This is a genomic window from Acinetobacter sp. ACNIH1 (assembly GCF_002934695.1).
Taxonomy (GTDB): Bacteria; Pseudomonadota; Gammaproteobacteria; order Pseudomonadales; family Moraxellaceae; genus Acinetobacter; species Acinetobacter variabilis.
In genome coordinates this window covers 2,788,088-2,808,762 of sequence record NZ_CP026420.1, presented here as the reverse complement: position 1 = coordinate 2,808,762, position 20,675 = coordinate 2,788,088, and the positions used below count along the sequence as shown (strand labels likewise).

Here is a 20,675-nt window from a genome sequence, read left to right as displayed (position 1 = left end):
TTAACAACAGTGAAGTTTATACACAATATATTTATGCAAAACAGACACAACTGCCTTAAAAGAACTCAGTCGTTTTTTGTTTCACTTCACTTGGGATTCTTGAAGGTTCACCTTTACTCATATAAGAGAATAACGCAGTCGTCGCCAACAGGCTGAGTACGGTAAAAATGATTACTAGCCAAGCCACAATCTTTTCCCAGACGGGGCTTGTACGTATCGGACCATACTGATTGCTGCCTCTTGTTCCTGGAAAAAGCAGGATATAGATCCAGACAAACAGATTGATCAAAGGCACGAAGAATAGCAACATCCACCAGCCACTACGGTCCAGATCATGTAAGCGTCGTACCGTAATCACAATACCGAAATACAGATAGACCAGCATGATCGCTAAGGCAAACAGGCTGGACAGGCCGTGCAGGGAAATTTGCCAGTTTGAATCTACCGATAGGCTGGCAATGTTCACAATATCAATACTTAAACCTAGCGCAATACTGCTGCATAAGAAAATAAACTGTAAAAATGCAGACCAGGCAATAAAACTCAAACGTCCAAATCGGCCCCTGATCGATAAGGGATGATCTGCTGCAGGAAAAGGAGGAGGGAAATAGGAAGGTTCAGTTGAATTCATGGGCAAGATCCTAAGCCTGTATAAAATACAGCGAGAGTGGGAGACTCATTTTATTTGACGATAGCAATATCTAGCTGACTTTGGCCATAGTTGAGCATTATCCGAAGTTATTCTGATTGAATTTGAATAAATAATCTACGACGAAAGCATGATTGTCGGATTTGAAATATGCAGTACATACTGCCATTATGCATAAAAAACAATCAACAAAATGCCATCAAGCTCTCGTGATGAGATAGAACAAGATCAAGGAAGCGAACAATGAAAGAAATCTATCCAGTACCAGCAGAATTTAAGAAAACCGCACGTACCACTGATACAGAGTATTTTGAGCGTTATCAGCAATCCATTGAACAACCGGATCAGTTCTGGGCTGAACAGGCACAACGCCTGGACTGGATCAAACCTTTTACCCAGGTTAAAAATACCAGTTTTGATAAAGACAATTTTAAAATTGAATGGTTTGCAGATGGCCAGCTGAATGTCAGTGCCAACTGTCTGGATCGCCATCTTAAGGAACATCCTTATAAACCGGCGATTATCTGGGAAGGGGACCATCCGTCCCGTCACAAGATTATTTCTTTTCACGAGCTTTATGATGAAACCTGCCGTTTTGCCAATGTACTGAAAAAGAACGGGATTAAAAAAGGCGACCGGGTGGTGCTGTATATGCCAATGGTCTCGGAAGCCGCAATTGCCATGCTAGCCTGTGCCCGGATTGGTGCAGTGCACTGCGTAGTGTTTGGTGGTTTCTCACCTGATTCTCTGGCTAGCCGGATTGAAGACAGTCAGGCCAAAATGGTGATTACCGCAGATTCGGGTATGCGTGGTGGCAAAGCTATTCCACTGAAAGCCAATGTGGATGAAGCCCTGAAAATTGCTGGCACCGAATCGGTTGAACATGTCATCGTTGTACATCGCACCGGTAATCCAGTGGAAATGCAACAGGGGCGTGATCTCTGGTATCACATGGAAATCATGACCGTCAATGAGATCTGTCCGCCTGAACCGATGAATGCGGAAGATCCGCTGTTTATTTTATATACCTCGGGTTCAACCGGAAAGCCTAAGGGCGTACTGCATACCACAGGCGGTTATCTGACTTATGTGAATTGCACCTTCCGTGAAGTTTTCGACATCAAACAGGATGATGTGTTCTGGTGTACTGCCGATGTCGGCTGGATTACCGGGCATTCCTATGTGCTGTATGGTCCGCTCTCTAATGGTACGACTACGGTCATGTTTGAGGGGGTGCCGCAATATCCGAGCTGGGCGCGTACCGGACATATCGTCGACAAGCACAATGTGACGATTCTCTATACCGCACCAACTGCCATCCGCGCCATGATGCGGGAGGGGGATGCCTATGTGCGGGAAAGTGATCGTAGCAGCCTGAGAATTTTAGGTTCGGTCGGTGAGCCGATTAACCCGGAAGCCTGGAACTGGTATTACTCGGTAGTTGGTGAAAGTCGCTGTCCTGTGATTGATACTTGGTGGCAAACCGAAACCGGTGGCTTCATGATTACGCCTTTACCGGGCGCGACCGACCTGAAACCAGGTTCTGCAACCCGGCCATTCTTTGGTGTGCAACCAGCCATTGTCGATGCAGAAGGCAAGGAAATTGAAGGGGTAGCGGAAGGTAATCTGGTGATTAAGGATTCCTGGCCCGGTCAGATGCGCACTATCTGGGGTGATCCGGACCGCTTTATTGAAGCTTATTTCTCGACCTATCCGGGAACCTATTTTACTGGTGACGGCGCACGTCGTGATGAAGATGGCTATTACTGGATTACTGGTCGTGTCGATGATGTACTCAATGTTTCCGGTCATCGTTTGGGTACAGCAGAAATTGAAAGTGCACTGGTTGCCCATGAAGCGGTTGCCGAAGCTGCCGTGGTGGGTATGCCGCATGACATCAAAGGTCAGGGGATTTGTGCATTTGTCACTTTGCAGGCAGGAACTGAAAGTACGGAACAGCTGCGCGGTGAACTGGTAGCTTGGGTACGTAAAATTTTAGGGCCAGTGGCAACGCCAGACGCCTTGCACTGGGCACCGGCTTTACCTAAAACCCGTTCAGGTAAAATCATGCGCCGGATCTTAAGAAAGATTGCTGCCAATGAGCTAGATAGTCTGGGCGATACCTCGACTCTGGCTGAACCACAAGTCGTGGATCAGTTAATTGCTGAAGTGCAGCGTAATCAGGCATAAGTTTAGGACGTTCAAATACCGGCATTGCCGGTATTTTTGTCTCAGGAATAAGCTCTGCATGCTTTCGAATATAGTGCCAAGCTGCAATCTGCTAAGCTAAAACTATGCTGAACTTAGGTCAAAAGAATGAATGTACGACAACAATATCTAGATCAATCTCCCCTGCAAATTGCCCAGCAACTGACAGAAACTTTTGCCCAAACAGCCGCAGCTCGTGACAAGCAGGGCGGTAATCCTAAAGCCGAGCGTGATCTGATTCGCCAGAGTGGCTTACTGGGCCTGTCCATTCCGAAACAGTATGGCGGTCAGGAAGCAGACTGGCAGACGATTTTTAAAACCATTCAAATCATTGCCCGAGTCGATAGTTCATTAGCACATGTTTATGGGTTTCATCATTTGCTGATTGCAACGGTTCAATTATTTTCCCAACCGGAACAATATGGCCCATGGTTTGAACAGACCGCTCGGGAAAACCTGTTCTGGGGCAATACTTTAAATCCACTGGACCGTCGAACTACCGCAACGAAAATTGCTAAAAAAGAATATATTTTTGATGGACATAAAAGCTTCTGTTCTGGCTCTATTGATTCCGATATTTTACTGTGTTCAGGCTATAACGATGCTGGAAAATTACTGATCGGGGTAATTCCAACAGCACGTAAGGGCGTAAGTTTTCTCGGCGACTGGAATAATATGGGTCAACGTCAGACTGATAGCGGCACCAGTCATTTCGAGCAGGTCAAAATTCATGAAGATGAATTGCTGTTAAATCCGGGTCCACTGAGTACACCGTATTCCAGCCTACGTCCTTTGATTGCCCAGTTGATCTTTGTACACATGTTCCTCGGTGTAGCAGAAGGCGCATTTGAAGTGGCCAAACAAACCGTACAAACCCAAAAAGCCTGGTCAAAATCATTGGTAGAAGATGCAGTGAATGACCCCTTTACCCAGAAGCATTTTGCCGATTTTTATGTGCAGCTGGAAAGCGTGCGTTTGCTAGCTGATAAAGCGATTCAAACCTTACAAGCTGCTTGGGATCTGGGCAATGATCTCACTGCTGAACAGCGTGGTGAAGTTTCAGTTGCGATTGCCATAGCCAAAATCGCGGCCACCAATACATCTCTCTATATCACCCAGAATATTTTTCAGGTGATGGGCGCGCGTGCGACCACGGCCAAACTGAATCTGGACCGTTTCTGGCGTAATGTTCGCACCCAGACCTTACATGATCCGGTAGATTATAAATATCAGGAAGTTGGGGAGTGGATCCTGACCGGGAAAGTGCCTGATCCAAGTTTTTATTCTTGATATGAAAATAAAAAGCCTCTGATACTGGAGGCTTTTCATATTAGATGAAGTGATAGTTTCTTCTAAATCTGCTTAAAGGCTTCTATGGCTCGTACACGAGAGGCTTTTAAATCGACAATCGGTTTTGGATAATCCAGTTCCAGATCAGGATTTTTGGCATAAGGTTCATGAATGGATTTGACATCCAGATGCGCCAGTTCAGGCACCCACTCGCGGATATAGTCTCCATTGGGATCAAACTTCAGGGACTGGCTGACCGGATTAAAAATCCGGAAGTAGGGCACGGCATCCATGCCAGTTGACGCACACCATTGCCAGCCACCGTTATTCGCAGCCAGATCGCCATCAATCAGATGCTGCATAAACCAAGCTTCACCCAGTCGCCAGTCAATCAGCAAGTTCTTACATAGGAACATCGCAGTAATCATCCTGACCCGGTTATGCATCCAACCTGTCGCTAGCATTTGCCGCATGCCAGCATCGACAATCGGAATTCCGGTCTGGCCTTGCTGCCAGGCAACTAGATCTTCGGGAGCATTGCGCCACTGGATCTTATGGGTATTTTGCTTAAATGGTTGGTGTTTGGAGACACGTGGAAAATCAAACAGAGTCTGTAGATAGAATTCTCGCCACAAGAGTTCATCCAACCAGGTCTGTTGACCCACATCCTCAATCTGGAAATAACCATCCTGAAAAAGTGCCTGCACACATTGACGAATGGAAAGAATACCGATATTCAGATAAGGGGAGAGACGGCTGGTGCCATCAACTGCAGGCAGATCACGGTCGGTTTTGTAATGAGCCATTTTGTCATCGATAAAATCATCGAGCAGGTCCAAGGCAGTTCGATCTTCCGCAGACCAAAGTTGGGCAGCATGCTCTACTACATAATCTGCCGAGAATTTTTCCAGATCAACATTGATGAAATCAGTAGGTAATTGGATTGGATCTTGAGTTTCAATCTCAGGATAGCAGGCGGGTACATCCAGAATTAGCCGCTCATAGCATTTTTTCTTAAAGGCACTATAGACCTGATACGGTTGATTGGACTGGTTCCGGATACTGCCGAGGGGAAACAGGGTGCGGTCATGATAGAGCTCGACCCTGATTTGCTGCTGTTGCAGCAATTGCTGTACGTGAGCATCACGTTCCAGCTCATTGACGCCGACTTCTATATTGGTATGCAGGTTTTCAATCTTCAGGTTTTGACATAGATTCAATATTTCTGGCGCCAAATCTTCCCACAAAGGAATATTCAATATGATAAGTGGGATATTCAGTTGCTGTAGCTGCTGTTTTAAATATTTGAGCCGTCGCAGATAAAAATCAGTTTTGATCCGGGCATCCTGATGCAGTTGCCATTGTTCGGGAGAGAGGACTGCTAATGCAATGCAAGGACCTTGCTGGGTCGCATGCCAGAGTGCGGCATGGTCATGAATACGGAGGTCTTGGCGGAACCAGATCAACTGCATGGGAATAACGTTCTGAATTGGAATCAGATTATTTTATTCATTCCACCTGAAAATTCTGTATAGAAACGTAGACGTAGGCAGAATGATCAGTTAAAAAAACCGCCTATGGTATAAGCGGCTCTTTCATTTTAACGCTGGTGAATATTTTCTAAGGTATCTACCAAGGTACGCGTGGTCTGGTCAATTTCATAATTGACTTCATCACCTACTTTGGCATTTTTCCAGGTGGTCAGACGCAAAGTTTCGGGAATCAGATCAATCGAGATTTCACTATTGGCACGATCGACGCGATTGACGGTCAGGCTGCAGCCGTTCAGACCAATAAACCCTTTTAAGAAAAAGTATTTGATATTGCCATCCGGGATCTGAATGTCGATATGGTAGGTTTCACCGCGATATTCCAGATTTTTAATGATCGCTGTACCTTCGATGTGTCCATACAGATTATGCCCGCCATTTTCTGCACCGACTTTGGCAGAGCGTTCGACATTCACTTCATCACCCACTTGAAGAGATTTTAAGGTAGTGAGAGCAAGGGTTACATCGGAGATATCAAAGTGAATCTGATTTAGCTTCTGATCAATGGTCGTTACGGTGAGGCAGACGCCGTCGATCGCAACACTGGCGCCAATAAAGACATCCTGAAAAAACTGATTTTCGTTGCTCACAACAATAGTAATGAAGCCATTGTCCTGGCGAATATCCACGACTTTTTCCAAGCCTTGTACGATACCGGTATACATAATTTAAATTTCTATCTCATCGAGTTTGGCTTCATTCTAGTCAAGAATAAAGCAGACGGCTATCTTTATGCCGAGAACACTGTGTTGCATAAAAAAAATCCCTCAAGCCGAGCCTTGAGGGAATGAATCGTTATGCTGAGCATTATTATAGTTTAAACGAGCTCAGCTTCTTGTTCTTTTTGTTGCTGTTCAGCTTGCTGCGCTTCGAGTTCACGCACGAGTGGCAAGACTTTTTTACCGAAGTATTCCACTTCTTCAATAAAGTGCAGGAAGCCTGAAAGAACCAGATCAACACCGACTTTTTTCAGTTCGATGATACGTTCCGCAATCTGCTGTGGCGTCCCGATCAGGTTGGTACGGAAGCCATCGTTATATTGCACCAGATCTTCAAACGTAGATTTGGCCCAGTTACCTTCACCTTCCTTACTGGCTGCACCCGCTTCACGCGTTGCCTCACCGAAAGATTTCACCGCCTGAACATTGGCCTTAGCGATGATTTCTTTTAGTACTGCTTGCGCTTCCTCTTCGGTATCACGTGCAATCACAAACGCATTCACGCCAATCTTTACAGAGTGTTTGTTCGCTTTGGCTTTTTCACGAATATCATCGATCTGTTTTTTTAGCTCTTCTGGCGTATTGCCATTGGTGAAGTACCAGTCAGACACGCGAGATGCCATATCACGTGCTGCCCGGGAACTTCCCCCCTGCAAGATTTCAATATGCGGTTTCTGTAGCGGTTTTGGACTCAAGGTATAGTCTTTGAACTGGTAGTATTTACCATCAAAACTGAAATTATTTTGAGTCCAGACCCCTTTCAGGCTGCGAATAAATTCTTCTGAACGTGCATAACATTCGTCATGTTCCGGCCATTCTTCACCAATTGCATCAAACTCGCCACGGAACCAGCCACTTACGACATTAATCGCAATTCGGCCGTTGGTGAGATGGTCAATGGTGGCCAGCTGCTTCGCTGCCAGCGCAGGCTTCCATGGGCCCGGCAAGATCGCGGCAATCACTTTTAAGCGTTCAGTTTTTGCCAGGATGCTGTGACTGAAGCTGACTGATTCATGCTGGTTTTCAGCGTTATAGCCCGCAGTAAAACGGATCTGGGTCAGGGCATAATCAAAACCTGCTTTCTCAGCAGTTTGCGCCAGACGGGCATTATAGTCGTAGCTCCAGTCAGTACGCTGTTCGATGTCGCTGACCACCAGACCGCCACTAACATTTGGAACCCAGTAAGCAAATACAATATTTTTATCTTGAGACATTATTCTTACCCTCTGAATGAAGCGGCTATTAAGCCACTTGAGTCTTTGGCGCTTTCTTGCTGTGCAAACGGGATTCTGCGGCATCCAGACTTGGCACTGCAGCTGAAGGTAAAACTTCTTCCTGTTCGATTTGCTTGTTGATGCCTAGGTTCTGGTTGGCTTGCTGAGATTTTTCTTTAATGACCTCAGCACGCTGCCCCTTTGCTGGTGCCCATTCAAGGATTGGTAGGGCACGAGCCACTGCCAGAGTAATACGGGCACGAAGTAATTCACTGTGAATGGTGTATTCAGGCGTAAAGTCACGATCTGTGGCATATACCCCGATTGGTAAGGTTTGTGCCTGGAAGAAGCTGAATAATGGGCGTAATTGGTGCTCAAGAACCAGCGCATGACGGTCACTACCACCAGAAGCTGCTAAAAGAACCGGTACATCTACCAGCGCTGTTTGTTCTACGAAGTCAAAGAAATGCTTGAACAGGCCCGTAAATGAAGCGCGGTAAACAGGCGTACCAACAATCAGGGCATCTGCTGCTTCAACGGCTGCCAGATCATCCTGCACGCGTTGCGGTAACTGGTTACGGTAAATTGCACCACCTAAAAGCTGGCCGATTTCGCTAAATTTAATGAAATGTACATTGATTGGCGTCGCTTCACCCAGTTCATCCAGAATGGCTTGAACCAATGCTTCGGTTTTAGATGGGTGATTCAGGCCGCCAGAAACAGCCACGATGTTTAAAGGTTTTTGCTCGGAAAAATGGGACATGTGAAGTACCTAAAAATGGTTAAGCTCGGAATGACCCTATTAATCCCGATTGCCGCAGTAGGTGTAAAATAACGAAATGCTGAAAAGTTATCTGATTTTTCTATATAAGCGGAAAATGTGCTTCTGAAACGGATAGAGCTGGATAAATGACTGATAACTATATTTATATTGAATAAAGATAAGCTATGCAGAATAGGAATAAATCATATATAAAAAAGTGATGAGAATTAAAGAATTATTGAAATAAGCGAAAATTTAAAAAAATTAAAGAAAAACTCCACATTATTTAAAAAATTGGCGATCTTGCATATCCATAAACTGGCTTGTGTGGTTAGAATAGGAGCTACTGTGCACAAGATCTCTCTCACGTCCTATGAATATTTTAATCGTTGATGATCATCCACTGTTTCGTCATGCTCTGATCCAAGCTGTTCGTTATAGTCTGCCACAAGCGCAGATTCATGAAACTGCAGCAGTCAATGAATTTTATGAACGTCTAGAAAATGGTCCTGAGCCTGATCTTGTCCTTCTGGATTTAAACCTGCCAGGTGCATCGGGCTTTTCTGCTCTGGTCCACGTTCGCGCACAATATCCTTCGATTCCAATTATTGTCGTTTCTGCTCACGAAGAAGCTAGCATTATCCAGCGCGCGATTGCACATGGTGCGATGGGCTATATTCCAAAATCGGCACATCCAAGCCATATTGGTGAAGCAATTCGCGAAGTCCTCGAAGGAGAAATCTGGTTACCACCCAATCTGCCAGCCAACATGAACTTCGATCCGCGTGCTGCAGATGAAACTGCATTGGCAGAACGGATTCAGTCTTTAACACCACAACAGTTCCGTGTCTTGATGATGGTAGCCGAAGGCTTGCTGAACAAACAGATTGCTTATGAACTGGATGTTTCAGAAGCCACCATTAAAGCGCACGTGACAGCAATCTTCCGTAAGCTGGGTGTACAAAACCGTACCCAAGCCGTGCTTGCTATTAATGCCTTGAATATTGAAGAAAAGAAAATGTAAGTGATGCAGCTTACATAATAAAAAAGACCTCAGAGGAGGTCTTTTTTATTGAGAGAATATTGCGGATTAAGCAATATAATCCTGTTTTTGGGTAACATCAGTACAGAACATGGGATTCAGTGCGGATTGCAATTCATCAATTTGTTCTTGAGTGACATAGCCTTTGGAGATCAAATATTCTGCCACGCGGTCATCACGCAGACTCAGGAAAGTCGCATCATAAACACCAAGATCAACAAACAGGGCAGCGGTTTCCAGACTATTGAAACGGTCCAGATAAACTTCATCCTCATACATCAGGAACACATGCTCGTCTGTGCTATTCGGATCGACCTGTAGGTGCTCTGCCAGTTCATGCGGGCAAGTTTTGATAAAGAGCAGATCAGAGAGTTCATCAAATTGGGTCGTGTCCAGACAATCTTCTTCATTCTTTACTTTACCGAGCCACGCTTTAAAGACCAGAACAGCGCCACCACGCAGCAGCATACTCCAGATCTGATGACGGGTTTTTGCTGGTAAATCTTCGGCTTCCGCTTCCAGAGATTCAATCAACTTGTTTTCCTGTTCAGCCAGACGTTCAAATAAACCTAAACCTTGCGGTTTATAGGCATAAGGTTCAAAGACATCAAAATGCAGTTCATCAAAAACTTGCAGGGCTAAAGGAACTGCATGCTGATACAGGGTTTCAAGTGCCTGAATCTGGGTATCGTCGAGTTTGCTGTATTTAAACATTTGTGCCCAGTCGATGCTGGGTAATAAGGCATTAGCACCATATTGGCGATGGAATTGCTGAGTCTGTGCGGGAAGCTGAGCAATTGATTCATCGAGTTTCATTTTATAACTCCTATCTAGCAGTGCAAATAGACCAGCTGCCAAAAGGATGTAGGCATTGTCAGATGGAAACTGATCGTTTCTTATATTGTCTATTTTTAGAGCTAAGCCTGTTGTATTAAAAATACGACCAAAGTTCTATCTACCATAAAATAGGATTAAAAATTAATTTAAACAGTAACTTAAATAATTGTAACTAGTTGTACACATGTATATTAATAGATTTGGTGGCTTTTGCCATAGAGAATGCTGAAATGATAATTTTGAGCAATTTATCAGCAGGAATTATGTGAAATTTGGTGCTTTTAGCACATTGGCCTGATTTTTTTGCCACTCAGGTAAAGAAAGGTATTTATTCAGTATAAAAAATGCCCATTTTTAACTCATTAAAATGGGCATTGAGAGGGAAATAAAAAGTTCTAGCTACCTGAGATTTTCAGACCGGATAACCAGGAACGGAGTGAAGCAGGCTTCAACGGTTTTTTCAGCAGGACAATATTTAAATCCTTCAGGCGCTGTGGCAGTTCCGGATCAGAATCTGCGGTAATCAATGCCACCGGAATACCACTACTACGATGTTCCAGAATAAAGTCCAGACCGATCTTGTCCTGGTTTAAATGCTGATCGACCAGCCAGACCTGAATATTTTCCTGCTGGATCATTTCAGCAGCCTGTTCTGGTTCGGTGGCTTTAAAGACCTGATAACCCCATTTGGTCAATAAGGTCGACATGCCTTCAAGAATAGTTTCATCATTGTCCAGACATAGAATCTTAAAGGCCTTGGACTTCAATGGCACAGCCTGAACAGGGGCGGCAACGACTTTCGGTGCTGCGGTCAACGGTACTTCAATCATGAAGCAGGAACCTTTGCCCAGTTCGGAAGAAACATGAACTGGATAATCCAGTAGTCCGGTCATACGTTGCACGATAGCGAGGCCAAGCCCCAGACCCTGTTCACCCCAAGGCGAAGTATGGCCACAACGCTCGAATTCCTGGAACAGCTTGATGCGCTGTTCTTCAGCAATACCGGGACCGGTATCCCAAACCCCGATCCGGATATGATTTGGCCGGTTGCTAGAACGCAGTACACCGACCACGACCTTACCTTTGGCGGTATAACGTAGGGCATTGCTGACAAAGTTCTGGATAATCCGGCGAATCCATTGTGGATCGGTGTCAATCCAGAACTGGGCATCATGCACTCGCAGTTTGATGCCACGCTGTGCCGCAATGGATTTGAATTGCAGTTCCAGATCACTTAATAAATCATGCAGTGGATAAGCCTGGCGTTTCGGCTGAATCGTACCGCCCTCCAGTCGGGCAATATCCAGCAGGGCTGAGAGCATGCTTTCTGCACCATGCAAAGCACGATCTAGTTGCTGCAGGGTCTTGCGATCTTCTTCGCTTTGTACGCTTTGCTCCAGCGCCGTACTGAACAGACGTGCAGCATGCATTGGCTGTAACAGGTCATGACTGGCGGCAGCAATAAAGCGGCTCTTGGACATATTGGCTTTATCGGCCTGTTCACGCGCCAGTTGCTGTTCAGACAGGGCATCGGCGAGCTGCTGGGTACGATCCTGAACCCGGGCTTCTAGTACCGCTTCATTTTCGCGGAAGGCAGTAATGTCGGCAAAGGTCGTCACGAAACCACCACCTTCAATCGGATTACCCCGCATCTGAATCACGCGGCCATCTTTACGGATCCGTTCAAATTCATGCGCGCTACCGACCTGCATCCAGTGAATCCGTTTACGCACATGTTCTTCAACCGAACCTGGACCACATTCACCGCGTTCAGCGTTATAACGGATCAGATCAGCGATTGGACAACCGACATAAACAATATCTTTTGGGTAGTCGAACAGTTTCAGATACTGGTTGTTCCAGGCGACCAGACACATGTTTTCATCAACCACACTCACCCCTTGGGTCATATGGTCGATCATGGTCATGATCAGGTTCTGGTTAAAACGCTGCCATTGTGATGCCTGATCCAGAATATTGGCGACCTGACCAAGCGCCAGGCCATTATTGACCATCGCTGTAGTCAGCAAGGTACGTGCCGATGCTGCACCAATGGTACCGGCCAGATACTGCTCGGTGAAACGCCACCACATGCCATTGGCACTGCTATTTTCATTCAGTTCCACACTGTTTTGAGCACAGAACTGCTGGAAGGCCTGCATGGTCGGGCCTTCACCGGTAATGCGCTTGGCCAGCGTAATCAGGTCACCAACTTTTAAACGGGCCACATCCTGATGCGAGTAGCTGACATCAGTCGATGGACTTTGTGATGGAAGTGGCTTGGTTTCATAGTAGAAGAAACTTTCCGCCTGAATCTGTTCAGCCACACTTGGGCGGAACATCCGGGAGACCCAGATATATAGGAATGTGTTCAGGCCTAGTGCCCAGACCACACCATGCGTCAGAGGATCAAAAGATTCGAAACCGATCAGGGCTTCAGGGCGTAACCAGTTCAAGCCCAAAGGCCCTTGTTCCAGAAAACTCTGGCTGAACTGCTGATAGGCTTCTGGCAGGCTGCGCAAAATCGTTGGTAATAGCAGGGTATAAGACCACAAAGCAAAACCGGTCAACAGACCCGCATACACGCCTTGCTTACTCCCACCACGCCAATACAGACCACCAATCAGAGCAGGGGCGAACTGTGCCACAGCACTGAAGGCCAGCAGGCCAAAAACAGAAAGCTGGTCAATATCATTAAAGAAGTTGAAGAACAAAAAGCCCATCAACATCACGGCCAGAATACAGATCCGGCGGGTAAATTTGAGTACCAGTGGTAAACGCTTGTCATGCCGTGAGATCAGGTTTAAACGCCAGAGCGCTGGCATGATCAGGTCATTACTTAGCATGATGGATAAAGCGACTGAAGATACCAGCAGCATGCCGGTCGAGGCCGAAAAGCCCCCTAAGAAGGCCAATAGAGTCAGCCAGTCCTGATTATAGCTAAGCGGTAAAGACAGCACTGCGACATCAGGAATCGCTAAGTATTGAGGAGCTGCATGTAATGCCCAGCTGGCAATCGGGATAATTGCTAGTGTGGTCAGAATCAGATAAATGGCAAACCAGCGACGTGCACCACGGATATGTTTTTCATCCCGTAATTCAACCACAGCCACATGAAACTGACGCGGTAAACAGATAATCGCCAGTGCAGCCAGCAAAGTCTGTACCCAGAAGCTTTCCGGTACACCAAACAGCTGTACATCATGGAAGGTAGACTGAATATCGCTACTGATCTGAGGCAGATTTTCTGGTGCTTCAAAAATGAAGAAACAGGCTACGGCCAGCAGGGCAAATAGCTTGACGAAAGACTCAAAGGCGACAGCCAGCATCAGACCGCCATGCTGTTCAGTGTTGGCAATCTGCCGGGTGCCGAAAATCATCGCCAGAATCGCCAGGACGCCAGTCAGGAACAGTACGCTATTGGTGGTACTGGCAATCCCTGCGGAGGGTTCCAGAATGACCGCCGCACTCAAGGCAATTGCACGTAACTGCAAGGCCAGATAGGGAATGATGGCAATCACTGCCAGAATGGTGACTAGTGAAGCCAGAGGCCCACTTTTACCATAACGTGCAGCGACAAAGTCCGCGATTGATGAAATGGCATGATGCTGGCGTACCCGTCCCAGACGGCGCCAGATATCGTAACCAATCGCGACAAAGAGCAGGGGACCAAGATAGATCGGCAGGAAAATAATCCCTTCACGAACCGCAGCACCGGTCGCGCCATAAAATGTCCAGGAAGAACAGTAGACGCCTAAAGTTAAACTAAACAATAGCATGCGGCCACGGGTACTGAGCCGACTGGCATGTTTTTCCCCATAGAAAGCGCAAGTAAAGAGTAAAGTGATATAGAGGGCGAGCACCCCTATGATGAGCCAACTGTTCATATAGCCTGATGTGTACTGTGCATGATGCTATGATACCGCATCATGCACTCAGCAGTTTAAATTGATCATTTTTTAACGACCAAAGTCTAAATTACAAGTCATTCTAAATGTTGTTATTTTGCAACAGTGATAATTCGAATTAAAAAATAGTAAGCCCATGGTGGGGCTACAGGAGTGTAACTATGGATGAGGCACAAGTAGAAAGAATTCTACAGAATCCCAAATTCAAAGAAATGGTACGTAGAAAAAGTACGCTGAGCTGGACCTTAACCGGCATCATGCTATTTGTCTATGTCGGTTTCATGTTGCTTGTTGGCTACAACAAAGAATTTCTATTGTCTTCAATTTCTGGCGGTGTAACGACCTGGGGTGTACCTCTAGGTATCGGTATCATTATTTTGTCTTTTATATTGTGCTGGGTGTATTCCTACATTGCCAATAATAAACTTGATCAGCTGAACAGAGAAGCAATTCAGGAAGTGGAAGCGATTACAAAAGAAAAGGGGCAACACTAAGATGAAAGGGATTTCATATCAAGCGCTTGCAGCGGCAGCGCTGACCTTGCTCAGCTCGGCAATGGTATTTGCTGGACCAGATCTGGGTGCTGCGGAGCAGCAAGCGACCAACTGGCACGCAATTATCATGTTTGTGATTTTCGTTGGAGCAACCTTATTTATTACCAAATGGGCTGCCAAACAAACCACGAATACCAATGATTTCTATACTGCCGGCGGCGGGATTTCTGGTTTCCAGAACGGTCTGGCTATTGCTGGTGACTTCATGTCTGCAGCATCTTTCCTCGGTATTTCCGCGATGGTGTTCCTGTCCGGTTTTGACGGATTGCTGTACTCATTAGGCTTTATGGTGGGTTGGCCAATCGTTTTATTCCTGGTGGCAGAACGTTTGCGTAACCTGGGTAAATTTAACCTGTCTGATGTAGTGTCGTTCCGTCTGGAAGAAAAACCGGTGCGTACTTTAGCAGCATTAAGTTCACTGGTTGTGGTGGCGTTCTACCTGATCGCACAGATGGTGGGTGCAGGTCAGTTGATCAAGTTGCTCTTCGGTCTGAACTACAACATTGCTGTGGTGATTGTTGGCCTGCTGATGATGGCTTACGTAATGTTCGGTGGCATGCTGGCAACGACCTGGGTACAGATTATTAAAGCAGTAATGCTGCTGTCTGGTGCGACGTTTATGGCTTTCATGGTCATGAAAGGCGTAGGTTTTAGTTTCACCAATATGTTTGAACAATCGATTCAGGTTTTCTCTAAAGTACATGACCTGAGCCTTGCAGATGCAACCAAGATTATGGGTCCAGGTAACCTGGCTTCGAATCCGGTCGATGCGATTTCTCTTGGTCTGGCGCTGATGTTTGGTACAGCAGGTCTGCCACATATCCTGATGCGTTTCTTCACGGTAAAAGATGCCAAAGAAGCACGTAAATCAGTGGTTGTTGCAACAGGCTTTATCGGTTATTTCTACCTATTAACCTTCATTATCGGTTTCGGCGCGATTCTATATGTAGCGAATAACCCGCAGTTCCTGGACATTGCGAAAATGGCAATTACAGGCAAGCTAGAGCTGGTGGGTGGTAACAACATGGCTGCGGTTCACCTGGCAGATGCTGTTGGTGGTGACCTGTTCATGGGCTTCATTTCTGCAGTAGCATTCGCAACGATTCTTGCGGTAGTTGCAGGTTTGACCCTATCAGGTGCTTCAGCAATTTCACATGACTTGTATGCAAACGTATTCAAGAAAGGCCGTACTACACCTGAATCTGAACTGCGCATGTCTAAAATTGCGACTCTTGGTCTTGCGATCTTTGCGATGATCCTGGGAATCCTGTTCGAGAAGCAAAACGTGGCTTTCATGGTAGGTCTGGCATTCTCGGTAGCCGCATGTGCCAACTTCCCGGTACTGGTACTGTCTATGTTCTGGAAAGGCCTGACTACACGTGGTGCTGTCATTGGCGGCGTGGTTGGTTTGGTGACTGCAGTAGTACTGATCGTACTGTCTAAAGCCGTTTGGGTAGATACTTTCGCAATTTCAGATACACCAGTCGTTCCATTTAATGGTCCTGCATTATTTGCAATGCCATTGTCTTTCTTCTGCTGCTGGTTCTTCTCCATTACAGACCGCTCAGTGAAAGCACAAGCAGAACGCAAAGCTTTCGATGCACAGTTTGTTCGTTCACAAACAGGTATTGGTATCTCAGGTGCATCTGATCACTAAGATCTGATGTCCTAAAAAGCCTCCTGATGGGGGCTTTTTTTATAGCGATAGAATACTTGAGCTACTCAATGAAGAAGACTTTAGGATAGTTTATCTAAAATTAAATACGGCCATTTTTGACTAAGATTTCAATAATTTTTATACAATCCTGTTTCTAACCATTGGCTAGATCATGCTATGTTAAGCCAGCGATAAAAATAATGATGTGCGATAGGACATCAAGACAAATCTCATGAAGCACTCTCTGCTACGATTCTGGACCCATTTTAAGTATCTGCCTTCTGCGTGGCTGCTATGCCTACAATTACTGATTCTGACCCTGTCGATGCTGAGTTATGACAGTGTGTCTTATCGCGCGGGTACATGGATGCTAGGGGTGGTGGTCTTGCTGGTAATTGCCAAGGTGATTCGTCAGACTCCGATGTTTACCATTCTGGGACTCATCTTTGTCGCAGGCGCCATCTTCTTTTCGTCATTGATTGTGCTGGGGCTACGCTATACCTGGATCATGATCGTTGCTCATCTGTTTGAAGCCAGCGCCTATTTCAGTGCAGCATATGGCTTGTTACGTTATATGTTTCATGACCGTTATCTGACCAAGGATGAGCTGTTTGCAGCAGGAGCAGTCTTTACACTACTGGCTTGGGGATTCGCTTTTCTCTATAGCATTTGCCAGTTATGGGTGCCTTACAGCTTTTCAGATCCTGAGTTGCAGGCTTATCAGCCGTGGCTGGATCTGCTCTTTCTGAGCTTTAGTGTACAGTCTGCTACAGGATTATCTGATGTGATGCCGGTCAGCCCGGTCGCACGGATGTTGGCCATTATCCAGATGTTTGTCGGGGTGATGTATCTGGCCTTGATTGTTTCCCGTCTGATTGCCTTACAGTATATTTCCCATCTTCCTAAACAGACTCATATACAACATAAGCATAGAAAGCCTGAGGAATAGAACGTACAGAGCTGCATAGCTTGGTTACAGTAACTTAACGGCTTTATTTTCCTGAATATTTTAAAATATTAAGGTCCAAAACGTATCTTTGACCGTAATTCTCTCGATCAGAATGTTTTTACTTATCAATAATGATTCAAGCCTCCCGGCATTCAATCTATTAAAAAAATGGGGGATGTATGCCTTCCAAACCTTCATCCTGGTTTGCCAATATCAATCCGAATGTCTTTATTAGTACAGTGGTGATTATCGCCATTTTTTTGGGACTGGTAATACTGGCACCTGATTCATTCCACCTGTTGACCGAGCAAATGAATGCGTGGATTACCACTTCATTTAGCTGGTTTTATGTCCTCTCCGTGGCGATCTTCCTGATTGTTCTGATTTATATTGCCCTGTCTGATATGGGGAAAATCAAACTCGGGCCCGACCATAGTCAGCCAAAATACAGCCAGGCATCCTGGTTTGCCATGCTGTTTACCGCAGGCATGGGGATCGGCCTGATGTTTTTCGGTGTTGCCGAACCGGTTATGCACTATGTCACACCACCTGCTGGTGATCCGGAAACTGTACTAGCCGCACAGCAAGCTATTCGCGTGACTTTCTTCCACTGGGGCCTGCATGCCTGGGCGATTTACACCATTGTGGGTCTGTCATTGGCCTATTTTGCGTATCGACATAATCTGCCTTTAAAAGTTCGCTCCGCCTTATATCCACTGATCGGCAACCGGATTCATGGTCCAATCGGAGACGGGGTAGATACTTTTGCCACCTTAGGGACAGTATTTGGGGTTGCGACAACTTTAGGTTTTGGGGTGACTCAGATTAATTCGGGTCTGAATTACCTATTTGGAGTTGAGCAGACCCCCAGTACTCAGGTCATTTTGATTATTGCCGTCACTGTAATGGCATCAATGTCCGTATTTTTTGGTTTGGATAAGGGCATCAAACGCCTAGCTGAACTGAATCTGCTGCTTGCCTTATTGCTACTCATCTTTGTTTTTGTTGCCGGTCCAAGCATCTATCTTCTGCAGACCACCATTCAAAACTCTGGCCAGTATGTTGCAAACCTGTTCAGTATGACCTTTAATCTGTATGCCTATCAGCCTAGTGGCTGGATTGGTGGCTGGACCATTATGTATTGGGCCTGGTGGATTTCCTGGTCGCCATTTGTCGGGATGTTTATTGCCCGAGTATCCGAAGGCCGCAGTATCCGCGAGTTTATTGTTGGGGTTCTACTGATTCCTACCGGATTTACCCTGATCTGGATGGGCTTTATGGGTAATGCTGCATTATTCAGCATCATGCATGAGGCCAATACCAACCTGCTTGAGGCAGTACAACGTGATTCTTCTGTAGCGCTGTTCGAATTTTTAGGTAATCTGCCATTTAATTCATTCACCAGTATTATCGCTACGGTATTGGTTATTCTGTTCTTTGTCACTTCAGCAGATTCAGGATCATTAGTCACGGATTATCTTACTGCTAAAACCGAGAATTCACCGACCTGGCAGCGTCTGTTCTGGACCGTGTTAATGGCTTTATTGGCCATCATTCTGTTACTGGCAGGTGGGCTGGAAGCCTTGCAGTCGGCTACAATTATGAGTGCTTTGCCGTTTACATTTATTATGCTGCTGATTTGCTGGGGACTGATTAAGGCCCTGCATCTGGATGTAACGAAAATGCATGCGCTACAAGCTGCACGCATTACCCCACGAGCCATTCAGAACCCGCGTAGCTGGCAACAGCGACTCGGTTTAATTATGCATTATCCGCATACGCATGATGAAGTACGTGATTATATTGATACGATGGTCAGCAAAGCCTTTAACAGTTTTCAGGCTGAACTGAAACGTCGTCACATCCAGGTGAAAATCTTTAAACTAGAAGATGGGATCGGGTTACGTGTCGATCATCAGAATGAAATGAACTTCATTTATCAGGTCATTGCTACCCAAACTTTAGCACCGAGCTTTATGCCAGATGCAGATTCTCCGCAGTCTTATCAGGCAGAAGTCTTTTTAAGGGAAGGAGGACAAAACTATGATGTGATGGAATGGACTCAGGAAGATTTAATCCAGGACATTATTGACCAATATGAACGCCATCTGCATTTTTTAAGTCTGGTCCGTTCCCCAGAGTAAATATTTGATCCAATAAAAAAGGACGCTGATGCGTCCTTTTTTTATTCAGTCACTAATTCAGAAATTAGAAACGGAATTTAGCATTTAAGCCTACAGTTTGTGTATCACGAACTACAGCATTTTGAGCAAGGTTTGCTTCGTAGTTTGAGTTCACATAGCTAGCACCTACAGCAACTGCTGGAGTGATGAAGTAGTTTACGTTTGCGCCCCAAGCTTTGTCTGGAGAGTTAGCGTAGCTAGATTCCATATAAGATGCACCAACGCTTAATTTAGGGTTGATGTACAAAGTAGTACCTAGGTTGTAAGCAGTATCTTCACCATAAACCAAGCCGCTTTCGAAGCCAAGTGACATGTTAGTGCCGTCAATTGCGCCTACATATTTAGTACGTGCAGTGATTGCATCTTGGTCTTCATCGATTGTGCGAGACTCAAGAGCAGCTTTAGCAACGCCGTTGTTGAACATATTGAAAGCGTCATAAGAAGTTTGGTCTGCAACGCTTGTGTAACCTACAGCTACCAGGAAGTTAGGAATAGGAAGTACACCTACTTCTAATGCATAACGGTCGCCATTGTCATCTGGGTTACCAGCTTTGTTATCAGTGATGGTATGGCTATAAGAAGCGCTTGCATAAGCAGGAACAACTTTAGTTGGGATGTAAGCTTCACCTTTTGCACCAAAAGTGTGGTGTACAGTACGATTACCAAATTCTTGTCCGTTTTCGCCGTATGTATAAGCAGCAGAAACATTAGATGCCTGGTTGATGAAAGCAGCTTCAGCTAAAGGGCCTTTAGAAGCGTCTACATCTTTGAAGTAGTAAGTACCTTGAACAGCGCCAGTGAAGTCTTTGTCATTCGCAGTGTTGTCGATGTACTCTGACTGACCTTGAACTTCGAATTGATATGCTTGAGCACCGGTCATGGCTAATAATAAAGCAGTGGCTAAACCGAGTTTTTTCATGATATTTACCATTTTGTTACAAAAGATGTACAACAGAAACGTATTGTATTGTAACAATTTATTAAGTCAATCTGATTTAAAATCGCTATTTTTTTGTGCAAAATCATTGTATTGATTTTGTTTAATAGTCTTTTAATTAGAAAATTTAGTTATTTTAGAAAAAAGCTTAAATAACAATGTAGTATACAAAATAAATTGTTAGATCTAATCAGAAAAATGAATTAATAAAGGAT

General features: G+C 45.4%; 15 protein-coding genes. 7 read left to right on the top strand and 8 right to left on the bottom strand.

What is annotated here, in order from left to right:
* Window positions 1–55: 55 nt before the first annotated feature.
* Window positions 56–631, bottom strand: a complete 576-nt coding sequence (locus tag C3F22_RS13715; RefSeq protein WP_104426736.1) for a DUF805 domain-containing protein — start codon at window positions 629–631, stop codon at window positions 56–58.
* A gap of 261 nt (window positions 632–892) precedes the next feature.
* Between C3F22_RS13715 and acs the strand changes: the two genes are divergently transcribed.
* Both acs and C3F22_RS13705 read left to right on the top strand, forming a co-directional pair.
* On the top strand, window positions 893–2,839 hold the full coding sequence (acs, locus tag C3F22_RS13710; RefSeq protein ID WP_104426735.1) for an acetate--CoA ligase: 1,947 nt from the start codon (window positions 893–895) through the stop codon (window positions 2,837–2,839).
* Between the two features lie 126 nt (window positions 2,840–2,965).
* Window positions 2,966–4,147: an acyl-CoA dehydrogenase family protein gene (locus tag C3F22_RS13705; protein ID WP_104426734.1), complete on the top strand. Its 1,182-nt coding sequence runs from the start codon at window positions 2,966–2,968 to the stop codon at window positions 4,145–4,147.
* Window positions 4,148–4,209: 62 nt separating this feature from the next.
* On the opposite strand, the gene C3F22_RS13700 is transcribed toward C3F22_RS13705, so the two are convergent.
* From C3F22_RS13700 to msuE, 4 genes are all read right to left on the bottom strand, one after another.
* Window positions 4,210–5,619, bottom strand: coding sequence for a cryptochrome/photolyase family protein (locus C3F22_RS13700; protein WP_104426733.1), 1,410 nt, complete (start codon window positions 5,617–5,619; stop codon window positions 4,210–4,212).
* Between the two features lie 128 nt (window positions 5,620–5,747).
* Window positions 5,748–6,362 carry a riboflavin synthase gene (locus tag C3F22_RS13695; RefSeq protein ID WP_005232650.1) on the bottom strand — a complete coding sequence of 205 codons (615 nt, stop codon included), beginning with the start codon at window positions 6,360–6,362 and terminating at the stop codon, window positions 5,748–5,750.
* A gap of 152 nt (window positions 6,363–6,514) precedes the next feature.
* Window positions 6,515–7,630 (bottom strand): dimethylsulfone monooxygenase SfnG, encoded by a 1,116-nt coding sequence (sfnG, locus tag C3F22_RS13690; protein WP_104426732.1) that lies wholly within the window; start codon window positions 7,628–7,630, stop codon window positions 6,515–6,517.
* Window positions 7,631–7,658: 28 nt separating this feature from the next.
* Window positions 7,659–8,393 (bottom strand): FMN reductase, encoded by a 735-nt coding sequence (gene msuE, locus C3F22_RS13685; protein WP_005232646.1) that lies wholly within the window; start codon window positions 8,391–8,393, stop codon window positions 7,659–7,661.
* A 373-nt stretch (window positions 8,394–8,766) separates the two neighbouring features.
* Between msuE and C3F22_RS13680 the strand changes: the two genes are divergently transcribed.
* Window positions 8,767–9,417, top strand: a complete 651-nt coding sequence (locus C3F22_RS13680; protein WP_004781530.1) for a response regulator — start codon at window positions 8,767–8,769, stop codon at window positions 9,415–9,417.
* A 66-nt stretch (window positions 9,418–9,483) separates the two neighbouring features.
* Here C3F22_RS13680 and C3F22_RS13675 read toward each other — a convergent pair whose 3' ends face one another.
* Together C3F22_RS13675 and C3F22_RS13670 are read right to left on the bottom strand one after the other, a co-directional pair.
* Complete coding sequence (locus tag C3F22_RS13675; RefSeq protein ID WP_005232645.1) at window positions 9,484–10,251, bottom strand: hypothetical protein; 768 nt, start codon at window positions 10,249–10,251, stop codon at window positions 9,484–9,486.
* Window positions 10,252–10,667: 416 nt separating this feature from the next.
* Window positions 10,668–14,159, bottom strand: coding sequence for a PAS domain-containing hybrid sensor histidine kinase/response regulator (locus C3F22_RS13670; protein ID WP_104426731.1), 3,492 nt, complete (start codon window positions 14,157–14,159; stop codon window positions 10,668–10,670).
* Between the two features lie 182 nt (window positions 14,160–14,341).
* Between C3F22_RS13670 and C3F22_RS13665 the strand changes: the two genes are divergently transcribed.
* The 4 genes from C3F22_RS13665 (at window position 14,342) to C3F22_RS13650 (ending at window position 19,484) form a co-directional block, all read left to right on the top strand.
* Window positions 14,342–14,674, top strand: a complete 333-nt coding sequence (locus tag C3F22_RS13665) for a DUF485 domain-containing protein (RefSeq protein ID WP_004781535.1) — start codon at window positions 14,342–14,344, stop codon at window positions 14,672–14,674.
* A gap of 61 nt (window positions 14,675–14,735) precedes the next feature.
* A complete protein-coding gene (locus tag C3F22_RS13660; RefSeq protein ID WP_416332518.1) occupies window positions 14,736–16,391 on the top strand; it encodes a cation acetate symporter in 1,656 nt (551 codons plus the stop codon).
* A gap of 232 nt (window positions 16,392–16,623) precedes the next feature.
* Window positions 16,624–17,340, top strand: coding sequence for an ion channel (locus tag C3F22_RS13655; RefSeq protein WP_004781539.1), 717 nt, complete (start codon window positions 16,624–16,626; stop codon window positions 17,338–17,340).
* A gap of 179 nt (window positions 17,341–17,519) precedes the next feature.
* Window positions 17,520–19,484: a BCCT family transporter gene (locus C3F22_RS13650; RefSeq protein ID WP_104426730.1), complete on the top strand. Its 1,965-nt coding sequence runs from the start codon at window positions 17,520–17,522 to the stop codon at window positions 19,482–19,484.
* 64 nt (window positions 19,485–19,548) lie between these two features.
* Here C3F22_RS13650 and omp33-36 read toward each other — a convergent pair whose 3' ends face one another.
* Window positions 19,549–20,442 (bottom strand): porin Omp33-36, encoded by an 894-nt coding sequence (omp33-36, locus tag C3F22_RS13645; protein ID WP_104426729.1) that lies wholly within the window; start codon window positions 20,440–20,442, stop codon window positions 19,549–19,551.
* Window positions 20,443–20,675: the final 233 nt, after the last annotated feature.

Excerpts from the sequence above, each read along its gene's own strand:
- C3F22_RS13700 (WP_104426733.1), bottom strand. The coding sequence starts at position 5,619 with ATGCAGTTGATCTGGTTCCGCCAAGACCTCCGTATTCATGACCATGCC.
- C3F22_RS13655 (WP_004781539.1), top strand. The coding sequence starts at position 16,624 with ATGAAGCACTCTCTGCTACGATTCTGGACCCATTTTAAGTATCTGCCT.
- C3F22_RS13715 (WP_104426736.1), bottom strand. The coding sequence starts at position 631 with ATGAATTCAACTGAACCTTCCTATTTCCCTCCTCCTTTTCCTGCAGCA.
- omp33-36 (WP_104426729.1), bottom strand. The coding sequence starts at position 20,442 with ATGAAAAAACTCGGTTTAGCCACTGCTTTATTATTAGCCATGACCGGT.
- C3F22_RS13680 (WP_004781530.1), top strand. The coding sequence starts at position 8,767 with ATGAATATTTTAATCGTTGATGATCATCCACTGTTTCGTCATGCTCTG.
- C3F22_RS13665 (WP_004781535.1), top strand. The coding sequence starts at position 14,342 with ATGGATGAGGCACAAGTAGAAAGAATTCTACAGAATCCCAAATTCAAA.
- C3F22_RS13660 (WP_416332518.1), top strand. The coding sequence starts at position 14,736 with ATGGTATTTGCTGGACCAGATCTGGGTGCTGCGGAGCAGCAAGCGACC.
- sfnG (WP_104426732.1), bottom strand. The coding sequence starts at position 7,630 with ATGTCTCAAGATAAAAATATTGTATTTGCTTACTGGGTTCCAAATGTT.
- acs (WP_104426735.1), top strand. The coding sequence starts at position 893 with ATGAAAGAAATCTATCCAGTACCAGCAGAATTTAAGAAAACCGCACGT.
- C3F22_RS13675 (WP_005232645.1), bottom strand. The coding sequence starts at position 10,251 with ATGAAACTCGATGAATCAATTGCTCAGCTTCCCGCACAGACTCAGCAA.
- C3F22_RS13695 (WP_005232650.1), bottom strand. The coding sequence starts at position 6,362 with ATGTATACCGGTATCGTACAAGGCTTGGAAAAAGTCGTGGATATTCGC.
- msuE (WP_005232646.1), bottom strand. The coding sequence starts at position 8,393 with ATGTCCCATTTTTCCGAGCAAAAACCTTTAAACATCGTGGCTGTTTCT.
- C3F22_RS13670 (WP_104426731.1), bottom strand. The coding sequence starts at position 14,159 with ATGAACAGTTGGCTCATCATAGGGGTGCTCGCCCTCTATATCACTTTA.
- C3F22_RS13705 (WP_104426734.1), top strand. The coding sequence starts at position 2,966 with ATGAATGTACGACAACAATATCTAGATCAATCTCCCCTGCAAATTGCC.
- C3F22_RS13650 (WP_104426730.1), top strand. The coding sequence starts at position 17,520 with ATGCCTTCCAAACCTTCATCCTGGTTTGCCAATATCAATCCGAATGTC.